This is a genomic window from Mesorhizobium sp. B3-1-9 (assembly GCF_006439595.1).
In the GTDB taxonomy this organism is placed as follows: domain Bacteria; phylum Pseudomonadota; class Alphaproteobacteria; order Rhizobiales; family Rhizobiaceae; genus Mesorhizobium.
In genome coordinates this window covers 224,043-242,283 of the sequence record NZ_VFTJ01000006.1, presented here as the reverse complement: position 1 = coordinate 242,283, position 18,241 = coordinate 224,043, and the positions used below count along the sequence as shown (strand labels likewise).

The window sequence follows — 18,241 nt, the reverse complement described above, 5'->3', positions numbered from 1 at the left end:
CTGCGCTTCCGGTGCTCACGTACCTTAAGTACGCTCCGCTCCGGTTCTCGGAACCCGCCATTTTCGACTCGGCCTGACCTGAATCTCAACGCGCCTTCACCCAGCCGCTAAACAGGCTCGAAGACGATGCTGCGCTGATCCGGATCGGCCGAGACCAGCTTCAGGTTGAGATTGTCGCCCTGCCTGAGCCCGGAGGCCTTCACGTTGGCGACGACGGGCATGTCGGCAAGCTGCGCGCGCACGCCATGATCGACGAAGTCGGTGACGACGGCCTTGAACGTCTCGCCCTCGCGTCCCTTGAGCATGACCGCCTCGGCAAGGTCGATGGCAGCATGGTTGATCTGCGAAGCGCGGGCATCCGCACGCCCCATCATCTTCGGCAATCTGGCGAACGCGTCGGTGACGGCCTGCGGCACGGGCTGGCCGTTGGCGATCGCCAGCGTGCAGCGCACGACATAGCGGTCGGCCAGCCGCCTGAGCGGCGCGGTGGCATGCGCATAGGTCGCAGCCATCGCCTCATGCCAGGGGACGACACCCTCGTGATAGGGTTGGTAGGACGCACCGTTGCCTGCGCGGCGGATTTCCAGCATCAGCGCGGCCTGTTTCGGATCGGCCGGATCGAGCGTGCGCTGATAGTCGCGCAGGCTGGTGGAGGCGGGCCAGGAAAGCCCAAGCGCCTGTGCCGCGTTGCGCAGTCTTTGCACCTTGGAGGCGTCCGGCCCCGACATCACCCGGAACAACCCGGTCTTGTGCGCCAGCATGGCGTCGGCAATCGCCATATTGGCGGCCAGCGAAAGTGCTGCATTGTCCTGCTCGGATTGCAGCAGCGGCCTGAACGAAAGCCGGAACGTGCCGTCGGCGAGCTTCTCCACCTCCTGCTCGGGCGGATCGACGCGCGAGGCGCCGCGCCGCTCTTCGTTTGCCGCCATGCGCCGCGCCAGTTCCGCGAAGCCGGCTGGAACGTCCGAGGGCTGCACGCTGTCATAGGCGAGCTTCGCGCGGCTTTGGATAATGGCCCGTTCCGCGCCGTCCAATTTCACCGCGCCGTCGCCAGCGATCCGGACCGTGAAGATGACCGAAGGGCGCGGTCCATCGGGCAACAGGCTGGCCGCAGCCTCGGCGAGCACCGGCGGGTAGAGCCCGGCCTTGCCGTCCGGCAAATAGAGCGTTTCGCCCCGGTTCCAGGCTTCGATATCAATCGCGTCGCCGTCCTCGACGAACCAGGCGACGTCGGCAATGGCATAATGCAAGAGAAGATCGCCACCGCTGGCCTCGATCGAGAACGCCTGGTCGAGATCGGTGGAACTTGCCGGATCGAGTGTTACGAAGGGCACCGCGGTGCGATCGGCATGCTGCCCGGGCACACGCCTGGCCGCCGCTTCCGCCGCGGCAACCACAGCAGGCGGAAATCCATCCGGCACATGGAACTCGGTGCGGATTTTGGCGAGGCCGGTGGAGAGCGCTTGTGAGGGATCGGTCAGCGATTTCATGCAGCCGTCCTACACTGGCGTTCCCGACACGGGAAGGCTTGCCAGCGAAACCGCCAAGGCCGCCCGCCCGCCCGACGGCCGGCCCCAAGCAGACCGACGGGCCGAGCCGCTGCCGCTGGAACTGCCGCTTCAGCGCGGCGTTTCTTCTCACAGCAAAGGAGAAACCGGAGAAATCGCCATGCCTGCCACATCACAAGCACAGCAAAAGGCCGCCGGGGCAGCACTTTCCGCCAAGCGCGGCGAGATCAAGAAAAGCGAGCTCAGGGGCGCTTCGCGCGAAATGTATGAATCGATGAGCGAGAAGCAACTCGAAGAGTTCGCCGAAACCAAACGCAAGGATCTGCCCGGCAAAAAGTCATAGATCGCAGCATCACATGAAGAAGCCCGCGGTATCGCTCGCGGGCTTGTTCAGGTTGACTCAGCTGCCCGCTATCGCCACCAGCAGCGCTTCGTCTTGTAACGGACAACGTGGCGATGGCCGTGGCGCCAGACCACTCTTTTCGTCACCACGACGCGGCATACCTGCCTGTGGCCACTCCAATGCCTGGCCATGGCGGGTTCCGGCGTCATGACAGCCATGGACCCCGCCAGCACAGCGGCCCCGGTCAGGGTAAGGAAGAACTTTTTCATGGGAATTCGGGCTCCTCTGCTCCAGTCCCTTCATTAAGATGGCAGAGCAGCGCGGCTCCTTGAAAGCTACGCCGCTCTGCTGCCGGTGGCCTTCGCCACAACCGGCACCGCACGCAACGCGGGAAATGTTATCGGCTTGCGACCCGCGCGGCCAGCCGTAAGCTTGACAGCGGTTAAATCTGTGTTTAACAGCCCCACCAACACCGGGTGGCGACGCCCGGTGGTTTCTTTTGACGTGTCCCGTGGGTTTTCCGTCGCTTTGCGTGGAAAACCCTGTCAGGTCTCGAAAACGGAGGCCAGAGGAGGGCGCGTTTCCTTCACCCGGAGCCATGGGGTTCCGGGTATATTGTTTTGAAAGGGAATGCGATGAGCAAGCGCGAATCCGCGAAATACAAGATCGACCGCCGTCTCGGCGAAAACATCTGGGGCCGCCCGAAGTCCCCGGTCAACAAGCGTGAATACGGCCCCGGCCAGCACGGCCAGCGCCGCAAGGGCAAGCTTTCCGACTTCGGCCTGCAGCTGCGCGCCAAGCAGAAGCTGAAGGGTCACTATGGCGACGTTTCGGAAAAGCAGTTCCGCAAGGTCTATGAAGAGGCCAACCGCCGCAAGGGCGACACCTCCGAGAACCTGATCGGCCTGCTCGAGTCGCGTCTCGACGCGGTCGTCTACCGCGCCAAGTTCGTGCCGACCATTTTCGCCGCCCGTCAGTTCGTCAACCACGGCCATGTCAACGTCAACGGCAAGCGCACCAACATCGGTTCGTATCGCTGCAAGCCGGGCGACGTCATCGAGGTGCGCGAGAAGTCGAAGCAACTCGTGATCGTGCTGGAATCGGTTGGTCTCGCCGAGCGCGACGTGCCGGACTATATCGAAGCCGACCACAACAAGATGACCGCGACCTTTGCTCGCGTTCCCGGCCTGTCGGACGTTCCGTTCGCCGTGCAGATGGAACCGAACCTGGTCGTCGAATTCTACTCGCGCTGATCGACATCAATCAGCCGCAGCATCCAAGGCCGCCTCTCGAGGCGGCCTTTTCTTTGTCCGCTATGTCCGCTAAGCCGGGCGCCAACAGAACGCAGGGCCGGCGCCATGAATATGCTGCCAGATGTCAAAACGCTCGAGCCGATCGGCGACGAGACCGACGGCGGCTTCCATCCGCTGTTTGCCGACGTGCCGTCCTCGGTCGAGTTCAACAAGCTGCGCAAGCGGCTGTTGAGGCTGACGCGCCAGGCGATCGAGGATTTCGCCATGGTGAAACCCGGCGAGCGTTGGCTGGTGGCGCTGTCGGGCGGCAAGGATTCCTATGGCCTGCTCGCGCTGCTGCTCGATCTCAAATGGCGCGGCCTGCTGCCGGTCGAACTGCTCGCCTGCAATCTCGACCAGGGCCAGCCGAATTTCCCGAAGCACATCCTGCCCGATTATCTCAACGCCAACGGCATCGCCCACCGCATCGAATACCAGGACACCTATTCGGTGGTGACCGACAAGTTGCCCGAGGGCAGCACCTATTGCTCGCTCTGCTCGCGGCTACGGCGCGGCCATCTCTACCGCATCGCGCGCGAGGAGGGATGCTCGGCGCTGGTGCTCGGCCATCACCGCGAGGACATACTCGAAACCTTCTTCATGAACCTGTTCCATGGCGGGCGTCTCGCCGCCATGCCGCCCAAGCTCCTCAATGACGAAGGTGACGTCTTGGTGCTGCGGCCGCTCGCCTATAGTGCTGAGGCCGACCTCGAGAAATTCGCCAACGCGATGAAATTCCCGATCATTCCGTGCGACCTCTGCGGCAGCCAGGAAGGGCTGCAGCGCAACGCCATGAAGGCGATGCTCGACGACATCGAGAAGCGCATGCCGGGCCGCAAGGACACGATGATCCGCGCCATGACCAATGTAAGGCTCTCGCATCTCCTGGACAGGAAGCTATTCGACTTCGCGGGGCTCGATGCGAATCCAGGACGAGACATTTCCGATGAAATTTGACGACCGTTCGATTGACTGGCTGGCCGAGCTTCTTGCCGACGCCGCCAGGACTGAAATCATGCCGCGCTTCCGCCGGCTGGGCGAGGGCGACGTGCGCCAGAAGACGTCCGCCGCCGACCTCGTGACCGAGGCGGACGTCAATGCCGAGAGGCTGATCACCGCCCGGCTGCTCGAACGCTATCCCCAGGCCATGGTGGTCGGTGAAGAGGCCTGTTCCGACAACCCGGCGCTGCTATCTGGCCTTGGCGATGCCGCGCTGGCCTTCGTCATCGATCCGGTCGACGGCACCTTCAACTTCGCTTCCGGCGTGCCGCTGTTCGGCGTCATGGCCGGCGTCGTCGTCAACGGCGAGACTGTCGCCGGCATCATCCACGATCCGGTCGGCAAGGACTGGCTGATCGGCGCCAAGGGCGCGGGCAGCCATATCCGCCACGCGCATGGCGCGCTGGAGAAGGTCCGCGTCGCGGCACCGGTGCCCATGTCGCAGATGACGGGCGCCGTTTCCTGGCAGTTTCTCGAAGAGCCTGAACGCTCGCGGCTTGCCCGCAACCAGACCAAGACGCTGTCGCAATTCGCCTATCGCTGCGCGGCGCATGAATATCGGCTGCTTGCCAGCGGTCACGCCCATTTCGTGCTCTACAACAAGCTGATGCCCTGGGATCATCTCGCCGGTGCGCTGATCCATCAGGAAGCCGGCGGCCATGTCGCGCGCGTCGACGGCACCGCCTACCTGCCGTCGCATGTCGACGGCGGCCTGCTGGTCGCGCCGGACAAGCAAAGCTGGGACGAGTTGCGCCGCGAGCTCTGGGCCGAGTAGGGTAATCCTGCGCTCGGCCGGCGATCTGCCGGCCGGATAGCAATTAAAGCGCGTCGCGCTAAAGCGGATTCAGGCGACGCGCTCTAAAACCTTTGTTTTCATGCATGTCGTTATCGCAAAACCGCTGCGCACTTTTGCGCGACATGCATTAATGCAGATCGGTGACGTGTCCCGAAACAGGGGGATTGTGGGGCTGAAACATCCTGCCTCGCTCGGCGATCAGGATCATCAGCAAAGCCGCGACCGAGACGCTGCAGAAGCCGGCGGCCAGAGGCGTGACCGTGCCGTTATAGGCCTGGCCGATCGCCGCGCCGATGAGGGCACCGAGGAAGGTCTGCATGAAGCCCAGGATGGATGCCGCCGTGCCGGCGAGCTCGCCGAGCGGCTCCATGGCCAAAGCGTTGAAATTCGCGCCCAGTCCGCCGAATGGCAGCATCGCGCCGGCAAAGAAGGTGACGAAGAGCCAGAGCGGCATCTGTATCTCCAGCGAGACCACCAACCAGGCAAGGCTGATGCACAGGAAGATGAGCAGCGCGCCTTGCGACAGGCGGCGCATGCCAATCTGTCCGACCAACCGCGAATTGAGATAGTTGGAGAAGGCAAGCACGCCGGCGACGCCGGCAAAGATCAGCGGGAACAATTCGCCGACATGAAAGATGTCGATGTAGATCTGCTGCGCCGAACTGATGAAGCCGAACATGGCGGCGAAAATGAACGTGCTGGCGAAAGCGTAGCAAAGCGTGAGCCGGTTGGTGAGCACGATGCGGAAGCCGCTGACCACGGAGCTTACCGTCAGCGGTCGGCGATATTCCGGATGCAGCGTCTCCGGCAGGCGCAGCAGAGCCCATGTCGAAACGATCAACGCGCCGATAGCCATGGTCACGAAAATCCAGTGCCAACTGGCGAACAGCATGACGAACTGGCCGATGCCGGGCGCGATGACCGGGATGGCCATGAACACCATGAAGATCAGCGACATCACCTCGGCCATGCGCCGGCCTTCGAACGTGTCGCGCACGATCGAGACGGCGATGACGCGGGTCGCGGCCGCGCCGATGCCCTGTATGAGACGCCAGGTCAGCAACAGGGTGAAACTGGGAGCTATGGCGGCCGCGGCCGCAGCCACGACATAGACGACCAGGCCAAGGACCAGTGGCGCTCGGCGTCCGAAGCGATCCGAAATAGGCCCGAACAAAAGCTGCCCGCCGCCGAAGCCGAGCATATAGGCGGTGATGACATATTGGCGGTGGTTCTCACTCTCGACGCCGAGCGAGGCGCCGATCTGCTGCAACGCCGGCAACATGATGTCGATGGCCAAGGAGTTGAGCGCCATGAGCGCGGCGCAGAGCGCGATGAATTCCCAGCGCGGAATGGGCAAGCTGCTTGCCCGTTGCGACGCTTCTACCTGCTTGTCCACGGCAAAGTCCGATCTTTCAAACGAACAGGCGCCGGCTGGCCGGCGCGCTGGTTCGTCTCATCCCCGAGACCCGGGGGTTATGTTGCCGAGGTGGGGGCGGCCCCGAGCGATGCTTGCCGGCCGGAGGGTTAGCCTCCGCGCCGGCGAGCAAAATTGAATCAGGCGGCGCCTTTGACGCTGACGCCCTTTTCGACGAGGAAGTCCTGCAACTCGCCGGCCTGGAACATTTCGCGCACGATGTCGCAACCGCCGACGAATTCGCCCTTCACATAGAGCTGCGGGATGGTCGGCCAGTTGGAATAGTCCTTGATGCCCTGGCGCAATTCGGCCGAGTCGAGCACGTTGACGCCTTTGTAGTCGGCCCCGATGTAATCGAGGATCTGCACCACCTGGCCGGAGAAGCCGCATTGCGGGAAGCCGGGCGTGCCCTTCATGAAGAGCACGACGTCGTTGCTCTTCACTTCATTGTCGATGTAGTCGTTAATGCCGGTCATGGACGGTCCTTTCACGCCTGTGGGAGTCAGGCTCGAAACATGTCCTTCAAATAAACCCATAGGTTGGCTGAAACAAGACGTTAGCCGCGACGCCGGCCCAATGGCGCAAGGGATAACGCGATTTTGGGCTAAGCCTGAGCGGCGCCGGCGCTCAGTCGGGAATGCTGGTCTGCAGAGCCAGCGCGTGCAGCAGGCCGCCCATATTGCCCTTCAGCGCGTTGTAGACCATCTGATGCTGCTGCACACGGCTTTTGCCCCGGAAGCTCTCGGCCACGACCTCGGCCGCGTAATGATCGCCGTCGCCGGCCAGGTCGCGGATCGTCACCTTGGCGTCCGGAATGCCTTCCTTGATCAATTTTTCGATGTCGTGAGCATCCATTGCCATGGCAAAATCCTGTTTCAAGCGGGCAGGCTGTGTATGTGACTCGGGTGAGCCTAAAGCCTTTCCAGCCCGGATTGAAGCCGTTCCGTCGGGTGATGAGGCCCTATGGGTTATCCTGGCTCGAATGAACCACGCCGTCTTCGGTGATGTCATCGCGCGTCGAATAGGCGCGGCCGAGGCTGAAGACCAGCACGTAGAGCGGGAGGTTGATCAACAGGCTGACGATCGGAAGATAGCTCGTAATCCGCCATGCGGTTGAAAAGAAGGGCCGACCATAGCCGTCGCAGGTCAAGGACGAGCCATAGTCCCAAATGGCCCCGATCAACGCGGCGACGGCGAAGAGCTTGATGCAGGTCGCGACGTGCCTTGCCCGCGCCGGCTCCGGAGAAAGCCTGTTCCAGAGCACCAGGCAGACGACTGGAACGGCGTAGATCAGGGTCTGCAATACCAGCATCGGCAGCGTGCCGTTGGCCGCGGCAAGGAACTCGGCGCGGGTTTCCAGCCGCGGGCAGACCTCACTCGAGGTCGTCGACAACAGGAACAGGACGAACGGCCCGAGAAACCAGAAGAAGAACAGGGACGGCCAGAAGACGACTGCAATCAGCGCCCTGGCGGTTAAATCATGTCGCATAAAAAAGGATTGCTTCTAGCCCGGTCAACTGGCCTGATCCATGAAGCGCGGGAACCAGCCCTCATGGGCGGCGGTCAACTCGCTGACGGGGATCGGTCGGGCCTCGCCGAGCTTCAATTCACGTCCGCCGGTGGTGCCGATCCAGGGCGCGAAGATGCCGAGCATGCCCTGCTCTTCGCGGATCCTGTCCCATTCGCCGCTTTGCGGGTCGATCGACAGCGTCAGCAGGTAGCGCCCCTGGTCCTCGCCGAACCAGACCGGGATCGGATCGGTGCCGGTAAGCCCCGGAACGGTGGCGCCAATGCCGGAGGCCATCGCCATTTCGGCGAGCGCTATCGCAAGGCCGCCGTCGGAGACGTCGTGCGCCGATGTCACGATGCCGGACGCGATCAGCGCGCGCACATGGTCGCCAACCCGCTTCTCATGATCGAGGTCGACCGGCGGCGGCGGGCCGTCGCCTCGACCGTGGATGTCACGCATATAGACGGACTGGCCGAGATGGCTGCCCCAGGTGGCGGGCGCGCCGACCAGCACGATCATCTGGCCTTCGGCGGCAAAACCGATACGCGCCATCTTCGACCAGTCGGCAATCAGCCCGACGCCGCCGATGGTCGGTGTCGGCAGGATGCCGCGGCCGTTGGTTTCGTTGTAGAGCGAGACATTGCCGGAGACGATCGGGAAACCGAGAGCGCGGCAGGCATCGCCGATGCCCTTAACCGCGCCGACGAACTGGCCCATGATCTCGGGCCGCTCCGGATTGCCGAAATTGAGGTTGTCGGTGGCCGCAAGCGGCAGGGCGCCGGTGGCGGTCAGGTTGCGCCAGCATTCGGCCACGGCCTGCTTGCCGCCTTCGTACGGGTCGGCCTCGCAGTAGCGCGGCGTGACGTCTGAGGAGAAGGCCAGCGCCTTGGTCGGATGACCCTCGACGCGCACGACGCCGGCGTCGCCGCCCGGAAGCTGCAGCGAATTGCCCTGGATCAGCGTGTCGTACTGCTCCCACACCCAGCGGCGCGAAGAGAGATCCGGCCCGCCCAGCATTTTCAGCAGCGCGTCGGCGACATCGGCCTTCGGCGCATCGTTCGCGGCGAGCGGCGCCGGCTTCTTCGGCTCGACCCAGGGGCGGTCATATTCCGGTGCCTGGTCGCCCAGGTCCTTGATCGGCAGGTTGGCGACCTCGTCGCCCTGATGGATGACGCGGAAACGCAGATCGTCGGTGGTCTTGCCGACGATGGCGAAGTCGAGCCCCCATTTGCGGAAGATCGCCTCGGCTTCTTCCTCCTTCTCGGGGCGCAGCACCATCAGCATGCGCTCCTGGCTTTCCGACAGCATCATCTCATAGGCGCTCATGCGCTCCTCGCGCACCGGCACCTTGTCGAGATCGAGCTCGATGCCGAGGTCGCCCTTGGCGCCCATCTCGACCGCCGAGCAGGTGAGGCCGGCCGCGCCCATGTCCTGAATGGCGATGACGGCGCCCGACGCCATCAGCTCGAGGCAGGCTTCCAGCAGGCATTTTTCGGTGAAGGGATCGCCGACCTGCACGGTCGGACGCTTCTCCTCGATCTTGTCGTCGAATTCGGCCGAGGCCATGGTGGCGCCGCCGACGCCGTCGCGGCCGGTCTTGGCGCCGAGATAGACGACCGGGAGGCCGACGCCCTTGGCCTGTGACAGGAAGATGGCGTTGGTCTTGGCGAGGCCCGCCGCGAAGGCGTTGACCAGGATGTTGCCGTTGTAGCGGGCATCGAAATTGACCTCGCCGCCGACGGTCGGCACGCCGAAGGAATTGCCGTAGCCGCCGACGCCCGAAACCACGCCGGCAACGAGATGCCGGGTTTTCGGATGATCTGGCGCGCCGAAGCGCAGCGCGTTCATGGCCGCCACCGGCCTGGCGCCCATGGTGAAGACGTCGCGCAATATGCCGCCGACGCCGGTCGCCGCACCCTGATAAGGTTCGATGTAGGAAGGGTGGTTGTGGCTCTCCATCTTGAAGACCACGCAGTCGCCGTCGCCGATGTCGACCACGCCGGCATTCTCGCCCGGACCCTGGATGACCCGCGGGCCGCTGGTCGGCAGCGTGCGCAGCCATTTCTTCGAGGATTTGTAGGAGCAGTGCTCGTTCCACATCGCAGAGAAGATGCCGAGCTCGGTGAAGCTTGGTTCGCGGCCGACCAGATCGAGGATGCGCTGGTATTCGTCCGGCTTCAGCCCATGCGCGGCGACGAGCTCGGGAGTGATCGGCACGGAATTGGAAATGGTCATGAGCGGCGATTTTTGTCCGTGGAAGAGGGGAGTTTCCTTGAGTCTCCTCTTATCGCAAGCTTTCGCGCGATACACCCCATCGGATGACGAAAAAAGCCGGAAAACTGCCCCTGCCGGCGGAGGTCAGGGCCTAGAGCTCGCCAGCTTGATCAGGAAAAACTGTCGTAGCCGGCGCGGCCTTCGTCGAGCAGGCGGCGGATGACGGCGACGCCGCCGGCGACATCCTCGCGCCGCCTCGGCTGCGAAATACCGAAGCGCACGCCGTGGAAGACCTGCTCGGAACGGCCGGCCTTGAATTCGTCCTCGTCGTCGATGAGCAGGCCATGTTCGAGACAGGCTTTCTTGAAGGTGCCGGACAGCCATGGGTCGGGCAAGGTGAGCCAGACGAAGGGCACTTTGTCGTGCGACCTGAAGGCGAAGCCGGCCAAGGTCTCGCGCACGATCGCGATGCGAGCGCCGAATTCGGCGATGCTGCGCCGGCGGATGTCGCCAGCCTGGCCGGACAGCACCAGCCGCGCATTCACCTCGGCCAGCAGGAAGGGCATGCCGCCGGTCATCATCTTGTGGGCGACGCGGATGCGATGGCGATAGGCAGGCGGGCACGACAGCCAGCCGCCGCGAAGGCCGGCAGCCACGGATTTCGACAGGCCGCCGGCGACGATGGTGCGCTCAGGCGCGTATTCGGCCATCAGCGGCGTCGGGTCTTCGGTTAAGCCGCCGTAAAGATCGTCTTCTATGAGGACGACATTGTACTCACGCGCGATCCGCGCGATCGCCTCGCGGCGCGACGCCGGCAAGATGGCCAGCGTCGGGTTCTGCGCCGTCGGCATCAGAAAGATCATTTTCGGGTGCTTTTGCGCGCAGACCCGCTCGAAATCCTCGGGATCGATGCCTTCGTCATCCGATGCCACCAGCGCCGTGCGGCGCCCGATCAGGCCGGCGCTGCGGGAAATCTGCGAATAGGTGAGGTGCTCGAAGACGACATAGTCGCCGGGCATGGTCAGCGCCGCGATCGCCGCCATGACCGCGGCGTGGGTGCCCAGCGTCGGCACGATCGAATCGGGCGAGGGGCGGAAGGCATTGCGCGCCAGCCAGCGGCTGCCCGCCTCATACCAGCGTTCGGGAAAATCCCGCGTATAGCTCGAAATGTCGTGCGGATGCTCCTGCGCCGTGCGCGCCAGCATGTCGGCGATCACCGCGCCCTGGCCGACATCGGGCGCGGCGGTGCTGTCGAAGCGCAGCTTGCCGCTTGGCGCATCGATGGGGCGCGTGCCCTGGATGGCAGGTTCCAAATCCGGCTTCGGGTCTGCGGCGCGCTGGCCTAGCACATAGGTGCCGCGGCCGACCTCGCCGCTCACAAGGCCCCGCTCGCGCAGCAACTGATAGGCTCTGCCGATGGTGCCGACGGTCGTGCCGATGTCATAGGCGAGGTCGCGCTGCGGCGGCAGTTTTGCACCGGCGTCGATGACGCCCTTGTCGATATCTGACTCAATGCTGTCAGCAAGACGCTGATACAGCGGACCGGAGCCAGAGGAGAGGTCAGGGAGCCAATTTGTCATGGTGACAATTTTCTATATTGCACCGCGCGATGAGTCAATTCATATCGATCTCGCGATTGGGAAGGTACAATCGGAACAAGGCAGAATGACAATGGATACAATCGAGACAATTCGCTATGCTCGCCCGGGTTCTGGCGCGCAGTCCGAGCCCTTGGCCCATCGCGGCTTCGTCGGTCGCCTGGTGGTTGTGCTCCGTTCCATCGCGAGGCAGATCGATCGCATGCTCGAACGTCGGCGCGGCCGCCTTGCGCTGCTCGAGATGACGGACGAGCAGCTCAAGGATATCGGCGTCTCGCGCTGCGACGCCCATCGCGAAGGCATCCGGGCGTTCTGGGAGTAGCGATCTAGCGGCGGCTCGATTGAACCCGGGCTGCGGGCTTTCCCCGCAACCGGCCGATGCCGTGATCGACAAGTACGGCGAGTACGCTCAGCCCGACGAAAAGGGCGGTGACGGCCAGCGCTGAAACCGCGACGCTGGCAGCGCCGTTCTTGGCGACGTCGAGGAACGGGTAAGGTACTTCGCCGGCGAAGGGCGCGCGTATCAGCGCGTAGGCGAGATAGGCGACCGGGTAGATCATCCACCAGGCGATGTCGCTCCACTGCCGCCTGCCATCGGCGCCCGCCACCAGCCACCACAGCACGAACATCACCGGCGTCACATAGTGCAAAAGGACGTCGCAGAGCAGGAACAAACCCTGCGGCTGCCAGAGCCTCGCCAGAACCGTGGCGTAGACGATGAAAACCAGAGTTATGGCCACCGCCACGCCGGCCCGCGTCCGCTGCCCGGCAAAGGCCGGGAACCAGGCATAGCCGGCGGGTGACAGCAACGAAGCGTGCACCATCACCGCCGCGATGTTGGTCAGGATGGTGAAGAAGCTGAAATAGAAGACGATCGAGCCGAGCAAGCCACGGCCTGCGGTCACGGATGCCGGCATGGTGATGGCGAATTGCAGGACAAGCGCAATCAGCCCGACAACCAGCCCCGCGATCTGCAGGAACCGGCCCATGGCAAGCTCAGGCGGCAGCCGCGCAGGACGGATTGCCCGCCTGCCAGCGGGCGATGTCGGCACCGATGCGCGCGCCGAGCGGCTCATTCATCAGCGGGCCAAAGGCGTCGACGCGGCTGGAATTGCCCTGCGCCTGCACGACCAGCAGCGGCTTGCCGCCATAGTGCTTGGCGGGCACCAGCAGGAAGCGCGGCGTGCCGCTGTAGGAATTGAGTTCGTTGGCCATCTGGTAGGCCTTGAAGGCCGGATCCTTGCTGGCGATCCAGCATTTGTGCGCGGCGATCGCGACCTGTTCCATGGCAAGCAGAGAGGCGCTCTTGCCTGAGGGAACCGGCGTTGTCTTGGGGCTGGATTGGCAGGAAGCCAAGGCGAGCCCGGCGGCGGCCAGGAGAGCAAGGCGAGCAATCGTCAGTCTCATGGTCAGTCCGCCCCCCGCGTTCCGATAGGATGTTAAAGGATCAAGCCGCGATGCCGAGCGCGCTCTCGAACAGCGCTCGCCCGTCATTGCCGCCATGCGCCGCTTCGATCAGGTTCTCGGGATGCGGCATCAGGCCGAGCACGTTGCCCTTGTCGTTGACGATGCCGGCGATGTCGTTGATCGAGCCGTTGGGATTGGTGCCTTCGGCATAGCGGAACACCACCTGGCCTTCGCCTTCGAGGCGGGCGAGCGTCTCGGCGTCGGCGAAGTAATTGCCGTCATGATGCGCCACCGGCGAGCGGATGACCTGTCCGGGCTGATAGCCGCGCGTGAACATGGTGTTGGCGTTGGCGATCTCAAGCTTCACCTGGCGGCAAACGAACTTCAGCGAGGCGTTGCGCATCAGCGCTCCGGGCAGCAGCCCCGCCTCGACCAGGATCTGGAAGCCGTTGCAGACGCCGACGACGGTCACGCCCTTGGCGGCCTTTTCGGCGACCGCGCGCATCACCGGCATGCGCGCCGCGATCGCGCCGCAGCGCAGATAGTCACCGAAGGAGAAGCCGCCGGGGATGGCGATCAGATCGACATCGGGGATTTCCGTGTCGGTCTGCCAGACGGTCGCCGGCGCCTGGCCGGAAATCTTGGTCAGCGCCGCGATCATGTCGCGGTCGCGGTTGAGGCCAGGCAGGAGGACGACGGCTGATTTCATTGTCAGGCAATCTCCACCGCGTAGTTCTCGATCACCGTGTTCGCCAGAAGCTTGTCGCACATGGCCTTGAGGTCGGCTTCGGCCTTGGCTTTGTCGGCTCCGGTCAGCTCGATGTCGAACACCTTGCCCTGGCGCACCTGGCCGACGCCGTCGAAGCCCAGCCCGGAGAGCGCGTGCTCGATCGCCTTGCCCTGCGGGTCGAGGACGCCGTTCTTGAGGGTCACGGTGATACGGGCTTTCATCGATGCTCCTGGGCAGATCGTCGTTTGGCAAAAGGCCTGCCATTGTCTGGCAGGCCCGTCAGTACTTAGTGCTTCAGGCCCTTGGGCGCCTCGGAGGAAGCGACGAGCACGGGACCCGTCGGGCGCGGCGGCTCGTTCTCGTTGATGATGCCGAGACGGCGGGCAACTTCCTGATAGGCTTCGACCAGGCCGCCCATGTCGCGGCGGAAACGGTCCTTGTCGAGCTTGTCCTGTGTGGCGACGTCCCACAGCCGGCAGGAATCCGGCGAGATCTCGTCGGCGACGACGATGCGCATCATGTCGCCCTCGAACAGGCGGCCGCATTCGATCTTGAAGTCGACGAGCTGGATGCCGACGCCGAGGAACAGGCCGGAGAGAAAGTCGTTGACCCGGATGGCCAAGGCCATGATGTCGTCGATTTCCTGCGGGCTTGCCCAGCCGAAGGCGGTGATGTGCTCTTCCGACACCATCGGGTCGTCGAGCGCGTCGGCCTTGTAGTAGAATTCGATGATCGAGCGCGGCAGCACCGTGCCTTCCTCGATGCCGAGGCGCTTGGACAGCGAGCCGGCGGCGACATTGCGCACCACGACCTCGAGCGGAATGATCTCGACTTCCTTGATCAGCTGCTCGCGCATGTTGAGCCGGCGGATGAAATGGGTCGGGATGCCCATCCGGTTCAAGTGGTTGAAGATGTGCTCGGAAATGCGATTGTTGAGCACGCCCTTGCCATCGACCACCTCATGCTTCTTCTTGTTGAAGGCGGTGGCATCGTCCTTGAAAAACTGGATCAGCGTCCCCGGCTCAGGGCCCTCATAGAGGATCTTGGCCTTGCCTTCGTAGATGCGGCGGCGATTTTTCATCTGATTTTTTCTCTGGATCTGCGGGCAGGCGGCAAGTGACCAGTTCCTGTCCGTTTGCCTAAGTTAGTATGGCGAAGGCGGCGTTCAATGCCGGTGTTATCGCAATCGTCCTGTTTGCTCAATCGGCAAATCCCGCGAATCAACCGCTTTCGGAACCGAAATGCCGCAGCGCAGCATGCCACGAAGCATATTGACCGGCCCGCGGCCTTTTGGTTTGTGCTTGCCCATCACACATATTCATCGCCAAGCGAATCGGATTGATCGGAGGGACGTTATGAGCAGCATGAAAGACCGCGAAGAGGGTTTTGAGCGCAAATTCGCCTTCGACGAGGAACTTCGCTTCAAGGCCGCGGCGCGCCGCAACAAGGCGCTGGGGCTGTGGGCCGCCGAGAAACTCGGCAAATCCGGCGCCGATGCCGAAGCCTATGCCAAGGAAGTGGTGGTCTCCGATATCGAGGAAGCGGGCGACCATGATGTCTTCCGCAAGATCCGCAAGGATTTCGATGCCGCCGGCGTCGCTCAGTCCGACCACCAGATCCGCCGCACCATGGACGAACTGATGGCGCAGGCGATCGAGCAGATCAAGAACAGCTGAGGCTATGTGGGCATGATGTCGCCGGAAAACCGCTTCACGCCTCTCGCCATCATGCCTATCTCCTTGTTTTTACGCAATTCCGGACGGAAAACCGTTACACACTTTTCCTGGAATTTGCTCTGACTGGACCAATCGACCGCCCGGCCAAACCGGGCGGTTTTTCTTTGCCTTAGCGTCGTTTCCAGCCGAAACTGCGGATTGTTAACAAGGAAAGTTCCGATGTCGCTCAAGTCCCGCCTGGCCGCCGACGAAACGCTGTTCACCGCATGGTCGGGCGTGCCGGATGCGCTGACGGTCGAGATCATCGCCAAGCAGGGTTTCGATGCGGTCACCCTCGACATGCAGCATGGCGGCCATCATGAGGACAGCGTGCTGCGCGGCCTGGTGCCGGTGCTGGCCGCCAACAAGCCGGCGCTGGTGCGCATTCCGGTCGGGCGCTTTGACATGGCGAGCCGCGCGCTCGATTTCGGGGCCGAGGCGGTGATCGCGCCGATGGTGAACTCCGTGGCCGATGCAAGGCAGTTCGCCGCCGCGATGAAATACCCGCCGCTGGGCGAGCGTTCCTGGGGGCCGACCTATGCCTTCCCGCGCCACGGCAAGGGCGACCATGCCGAATGGCTGCGCGATACGAACCAGCGCACCATGGCTTTCGCGATGGTCGAAACGCGGGCGGCCCTCGAGGCGCTGGACGGTATTCTGGATACGCCGGGCATCGACGGCATCTTCGTCGGCCCGTCGGATTTCTCGATCGCCTGGTCGAACGGCGCCACGGTCAGTTCGACGCTGGAAAGCATGATGGAGACGGTCGCGTCGATCGCCGAGCGGACACGCAAGGCCGGCAAGCATGCCGCGATCTATGTCATCGAACCGGCGATCGCCGGGCGCGTCGTTTCGATGGGCTTCCGGCTGCTCGCCATGGGCTCGGACCACACGCTGATTTCACTCGGCGCGAAGACGCTGCTGAAGAGCATGCGGGATTCGATCGGCTCCTAGACGCCGATTAGGGTTCTTTCAGTTCCGTCAGAAACTTGGCGAAAGTCATCGAACCCTCGGGCCAGGGGCCGAAGCCCGCGTCGTGGTTGAGATGGCCGGCCTCACCGGCGTCGATGAAGAGCGATCCCCAGGCGGCGGCAATGTCCTCGGCGACCTCGAAAGCGCAAAACGGATCGTTGCGGCTGGCGATCACGATGGACGGAAAGGGCAGCGGATCGCGCGAATAAGGGCCAAAGGTCATCAGATGTTTCGGCCTGATTTCCGGATTGGAGACATCCGGCGGCGCGACGAAGAAGGCGCCCGCGACCGGCTTCTTGAATTGCGAGATGGCCTGCACCGCGGCCGCGACGCCAAGCGAGTGCGCTACGAGAACCACCGGCCGCTCGGCCTCGTTGACGGCGTTCGCTACGCTCGCCGTCCAGTCCTCGCGCACGGGTTTGGTCCATTCCGCCTGCTCGACACGGCGCGCCGTCGATAGTTTCGACTGCCAGCGGGTCTGCCAATGCTCGGGACCGGAATTGGTGTAGCCCGGCACGATCAGAATATCTGCATCTTTGACTTTCATGGCGCGGATGTAGCGAGCGGTCTTCTCGCCTGCAACCCTCATTGCATTTCGACCGAATGCACTTTTGTGAACACCTTGTTCGGTTCTTGCTGTCTTGTGTGAACGATTGCAATCGACGAGTTGGAAGAGGAAGAAGGAACAAGAGCTGGCGGCTTTGAAAATCCCATCCCATATCGGGAAGCGTCGTCCGAACGGAGAGTTTGATGAGCGAACTGCCTTTTGCCGCGACCACCCCGGTCAGCGTTTCGCGTGTCGGGTTGAAGGTGCGAGACGCTGAAAGCCTGGCGGCCTATTACCGGGCCGTTGTCGGCCTGCAGGAACTGAGCCGCGCCGATGGCGCGATCACGCTCGGCGCGGCCAACCGACCATTGCTGGTGCTGGAGCAGGATTCTTCGGCCAAGCCCGACGATCCGCGCGGCGCCGGGCTCTTCCACACTGCTTTCCTTTTGCCATCGCGCGCCGATCTTGGCCGCTGGATCAGCCACGCCGCCGCCAACCGCATCGGTATCGAGGGCGCTTCCGACCATCTGGTCAGCGAGGCGCTTTACCTGACCGACCCGGAGGGCAATGGCATCGAGATCTATGCGGATCGCCGCCCGCAAGACTGGAAGTGGAATGGCGACAAGATCGCCATGGCGACCGAGCGGCTGAACCTGCCGGCGGTGGTGGGCAGCGTGCCGACGGGCGATGCGGGCTGGCAAGGCGCGCCGGAAAACACCATTGTCGGCCATGTGCATCTGCGCGTCGGCCGGCCGGAAGATGCGGAGGCCTGGTGGCATGACCAGTTCGGCTTCGACACCGTCGCCAAATATGGCGGCCAGGCGGTGTTCCTGTCGTCCGGCCATTACCACCATCATATCGGCGCCAATGCCTGGCAGAGCGCTGGCGCCGGCCGCCGCGACCCCTCCCGCTCCGGCCTCGCCTGGGTAGAGATGCGCTCGGACAATGTGAAGGAAGAGACGAGCCGAGAGGACCCGTGGGGCACGGTGATCAGGGCTGTGCCAGGGAAGGCTTGATCAGGCGTTGGTGACAGCGTCTTTCTCCCCGTCACTATACGGGGAGAAATGCCCGGCAGGGCAATGAGGGGCAGCGCCGGCGTCAGGATGTTTCACGACAGACGGGTGCGATAGTCACCGAAGTCGGCGCCGCCCCTCATCCGCCCTTCGGGCACCTTCTCCCCGTATAGAGACGGGGCG

22 protein-coding genes are annotated in these 18,241 nt (G+C 63.6%); 8 read left to right on the top strand and 14 right to left on the bottom strand.

What is annotated here, in order from left to right; all coding sequences use genetic code 11:
* Positions 1-107: 107 nt before the first annotated feature.
* A complete protein-coding gene (locus FJW07_RS13770) occupies positions 108-1,490 on the bottom strand; it encodes an RNB domain-containing ribonuclease (RefSeq protein ID WP_140856985.1) in 1,383 nt (460 codons plus the stop codon).
* Positions 1,491-1,668: 178 nt separating this feature from the next.
* On the opposite strand from FJW07_RS13770, the gene FJW07_RS13765 reads away from it, so the two are divergent.
* From FJW07_RS13765 to FJW07_RS13745, 4 genes are all read left to right on the top strand, one after another.
* On the top strand, positions 1,669-1,851 hold the full coding sequence (locus FJW07_RS13765; RefSeq protein WP_140647513.1) for a DUF3008 family protein: 183 nt from the start codon (positions 1,669-1,671) through the stop codon (positions 1,849-1,851).
* Positions 1,852-2,486: 635 nt separating this feature from the next.
* Positions 2,487-3,104, top strand: a complete 618-nt coding sequence (gene rpsD / locus FJW07_RS13755; protein ID WP_140627561.1) for a 30S ribosomal protein S4 — start codon at positions 2,487-2,489, stop codon at positions 3,102-3,104.
* A 111-nt stretch (positions 3,105-3,215) separates the two neighbouring features.
* A complete protein-coding gene (ttcA, locus tag FJW07_RS13750) occupies positions 3,216-4,100 on the top strand; it encodes a tRNA 2-thiocytidine(32) synthetase TtcA (RefSeq protein WP_181181733.1) in 885 nt (294 codons plus the stop codon).
* Positions 4,090-4,917 (top strand): inositol monophosphatase family protein, encoded by an 828-nt coding sequence (locus FJW07_RS13745; RefSeq protein ID WP_140783305.1) that lies wholly within the window; start codon positions 4,090-4,092, stop codon positions 4,915-4,917. The genes ttcA and FJW07_RS13745 overlap by 11 nt, the downstream gene beginning before the upstream one ends.
* 148 nt (positions 4,918-5,065) lie before the next feature.
* On the opposite strand, the gene FJW07_RS13740 is transcribed toward FJW07_RS13745, so the two are convergent.
* The 6 genes from FJW07_RS13740 to FJW07_RS13715 form a co-directional block, all read right to left on the bottom strand.
* Positions 5,066-6,334: a multidrug effflux MFS transporter gene (locus FJW07_RS13740; protein WP_140650837.1), complete on the bottom strand. Its 1,269-nt coding sequence runs from the start codon at positions 6,332-6,334 to the stop codon at positions 5,066-5,068.
* 158 nt (positions 6,335-6,492) lie between these two features.
* A complete protein-coding gene (gene grxD, locus FJW07_RS13735; RefSeq protein WP_059185116.1) occupies positions 6,493-6,828 on the bottom strand; it encodes a Grx4 family monothiol glutaredoxin in 336 nt (111 codons plus the stop codon).
* A gap of 151 nt (positions 6,829-6,979) precedes the next feature.
* Positions 6,980-7,213, bottom strand: coding sequence for a BolA family transcriptional regulator (locus tag FJW07_RS13730; RefSeq protein WP_140647507.1), 234 nt, complete (start codon positions 7,211-7,213; stop codon positions 6,980-6,982).
* A 100-nt stretch (positions 7,214-7,313) separates the two neighbouring features.
* Entirely contained in the window at positions 7,314-7,841 is a 528-nt protein-coding gene (locus tag FJW07_RS13725; protein WP_140783306.1) for a hypothetical protein, read from the bottom strand.
* A 24-nt stretch (positions 7,842-7,865) separates the two neighbouring features.
* A complete protein-coding gene (gene purL / locus FJW07_RS13720; protein WP_140856983.1) occupies positions 7,866-10,097 on the bottom strand; it encodes a phosphoribosylformylglycinamidine synthase subunit PurL in 2,232 nt (743 codons plus the stop codon).
* A 149-nt stretch (positions 10,098-10,246) separates the two neighbouring features.
* Positions 10,247-11,656 (bottom strand): PLP-dependent aminotransferase family protein, encoded by a 1,410-nt coding sequence (locus FJW07_RS13715; RefSeq protein WP_140856981.1) that lies wholly within the window; start codon positions 11,654-11,656, stop codon positions 10,247-10,249.
* Between the two features lie 91 nt (positions 11,657-11,747).
* On the opposite strand from FJW07_RS13715, the gene FJW07_RS13710 reads away from it, so the two are divergent.
* Positions 11,748-11,996 (top strand): DUF1127 domain-containing protein, encoded by a 249-nt coding sequence (locus tag FJW07_RS13710; protein ID WP_140857161.1) that lies wholly within the window; start codon positions 11,748-11,750, stop codon positions 11,994-11,996.
* A gap of 4 nt (positions 11,997-12,000) precedes the next feature.
* Here FJW07_RS13710 and FJW07_RS13705 read toward each other — a convergent pair whose 3' ends face one another.
* From FJW07_RS13705 to purC, 5 genes are all read right to left on the bottom strand, one after another.
* The gene (locus tag FJW07_RS13705) at positions 12,001-12,663 is read right to left on the bottom strand and encodes a Pr6Pr family membrane protein (RefSeq protein WP_140856979.1); all 663 of its coding nucleotides are present in this window, start codon (positions 12,661-12,663) and stop codon (positions 12,001-12,003) included.
* A gap of 7 nt (positions 12,664-12,670) precedes the next feature.
* On the bottom strand, positions 12,671-13,081 hold the full coding sequence (locus FJW07_RS13700; protein ID WP_140856977.1) for a hypothetical protein: 411 nt from the start codon (positions 13,079-13,081) through the stop codon (positions 12,671-12,673).
* A gap of 40 nt (positions 13,082-13,121) precedes the next feature.
* Positions 13,122-13,790 carry a phosphoribosylformylglycinamidine synthase subunit PurQ gene (gene purQ / locus FJW07_RS13695; protein WP_140710352.1) on the bottom strand — a complete coding sequence of 223 codons (669 nt, stop codon included), beginning with the start codon at positions 13,788-13,790 and terminating at the stop codon, positions 13,122-13,124.
* A 2-nt stretch (positions 13,791-13,792) separates the two neighbouring features.
* On the bottom strand, positions 13,793-14,032 hold the full coding sequence (purS, locus tag FJW07_RS13690) for a phosphoribosylformylglycinamidine synthase subunit PurS (protein WP_140647500.1): 240 nt from the start codon (positions 14,030-14,032) through the stop codon (positions 13,793-13,795).
* A 65-nt stretch (positions 14,033-14,097) separates the two neighbouring features.
* Positions 14,098-14,892, bottom strand: coding sequence for a phosphoribosylaminoimidazolesuccinocarboxamide synthase (gene purC / locus FJW07_RS13685; RefSeq protein ID WP_040995384.1), 795 nt, complete (start codon positions 14,890-14,892; stop codon positions 14,098-14,100).
* Positions 14,893-15,166: 274 nt separating this feature from the next.
* On the opposite strand from purC, the gene FJW07_RS13680 reads away from it, so the two are divergent.
* Positions 15,167-15,487: a DUF1476 domain-containing protein gene (locus FJW07_RS13680; RefSeq protein ID WP_140647499.1), complete on the top strand. Its 321-nt coding sequence runs from the start codon at positions 15,167-15,169 to the stop codon at positions 15,485-15,487.
* 2 nt (positions 15,488-15,489) lie between these two features.
* Here FJW07_RS13680 and FJW07_RS13675 read toward each other — a convergent pair whose 3' ends face one another.
* On the bottom strand, positions 15,490-15,717 hold the full coding sequence (locus tag FJW07_RS13675) for a hypothetical protein (RefSeq protein ID WP_140647498.1): 228 nt from the start codon (positions 15,715-15,717) through the stop codon (positions 15,490-15,492).
* Between FJW07_RS13675 and FJW07_RS13670 the strand changes: the two genes are divergently transcribed.
* Positions 15,707-16,480 carry an HpcH/HpaI aldolase/citrate lyase family protein gene (locus FJW07_RS13670; RefSeq protein ID WP_040981238.1) on the top strand — a complete coding sequence of 258 codons (774 nt, stop codon included), beginning with the start codon at positions 15,707-15,709 and terminating at the stop codon, positions 16,478-16,480. The genes FJW07_RS13675 and FJW07_RS13670 overlap by 11 nt on opposite strands.
* A gap of 7 nt (positions 16,481-16,487) precedes the next feature.
* Here FJW07_RS13670 and FJW07_RS13665 read toward each other — a convergent pair whose 3' ends face one another.
* Positions 16,488-17,045 carry an alpha/beta hydrolase gene (locus FJW07_RS13665; RefSeq protein WP_140647497.1) on the bottom strand — a complete coding sequence of 186 codons (558 nt, stop codon included), beginning with the start codon at positions 17,043-17,045 and terminating at the stop codon, positions 16,488-16,490.
* A gap of 203 nt (positions 17,046-17,248) precedes the next feature.
* On the opposite strand from FJW07_RS13665, the gene FJW07_RS13660 reads away from it, so the two are divergent.
* The gene (locus FJW07_RS13660; RefSeq protein ID WP_140856975.1) at positions 17,249-18,061 is read left to right on the top strand and encodes a VOC family protein; all 813 of its coding nucleotides are present in this window, start codon (positions 17,249-17,251) and stop codon (positions 18,059-18,061) included.
* Positions 18,062-18,241: the final 180 nt, after the last annotated feature.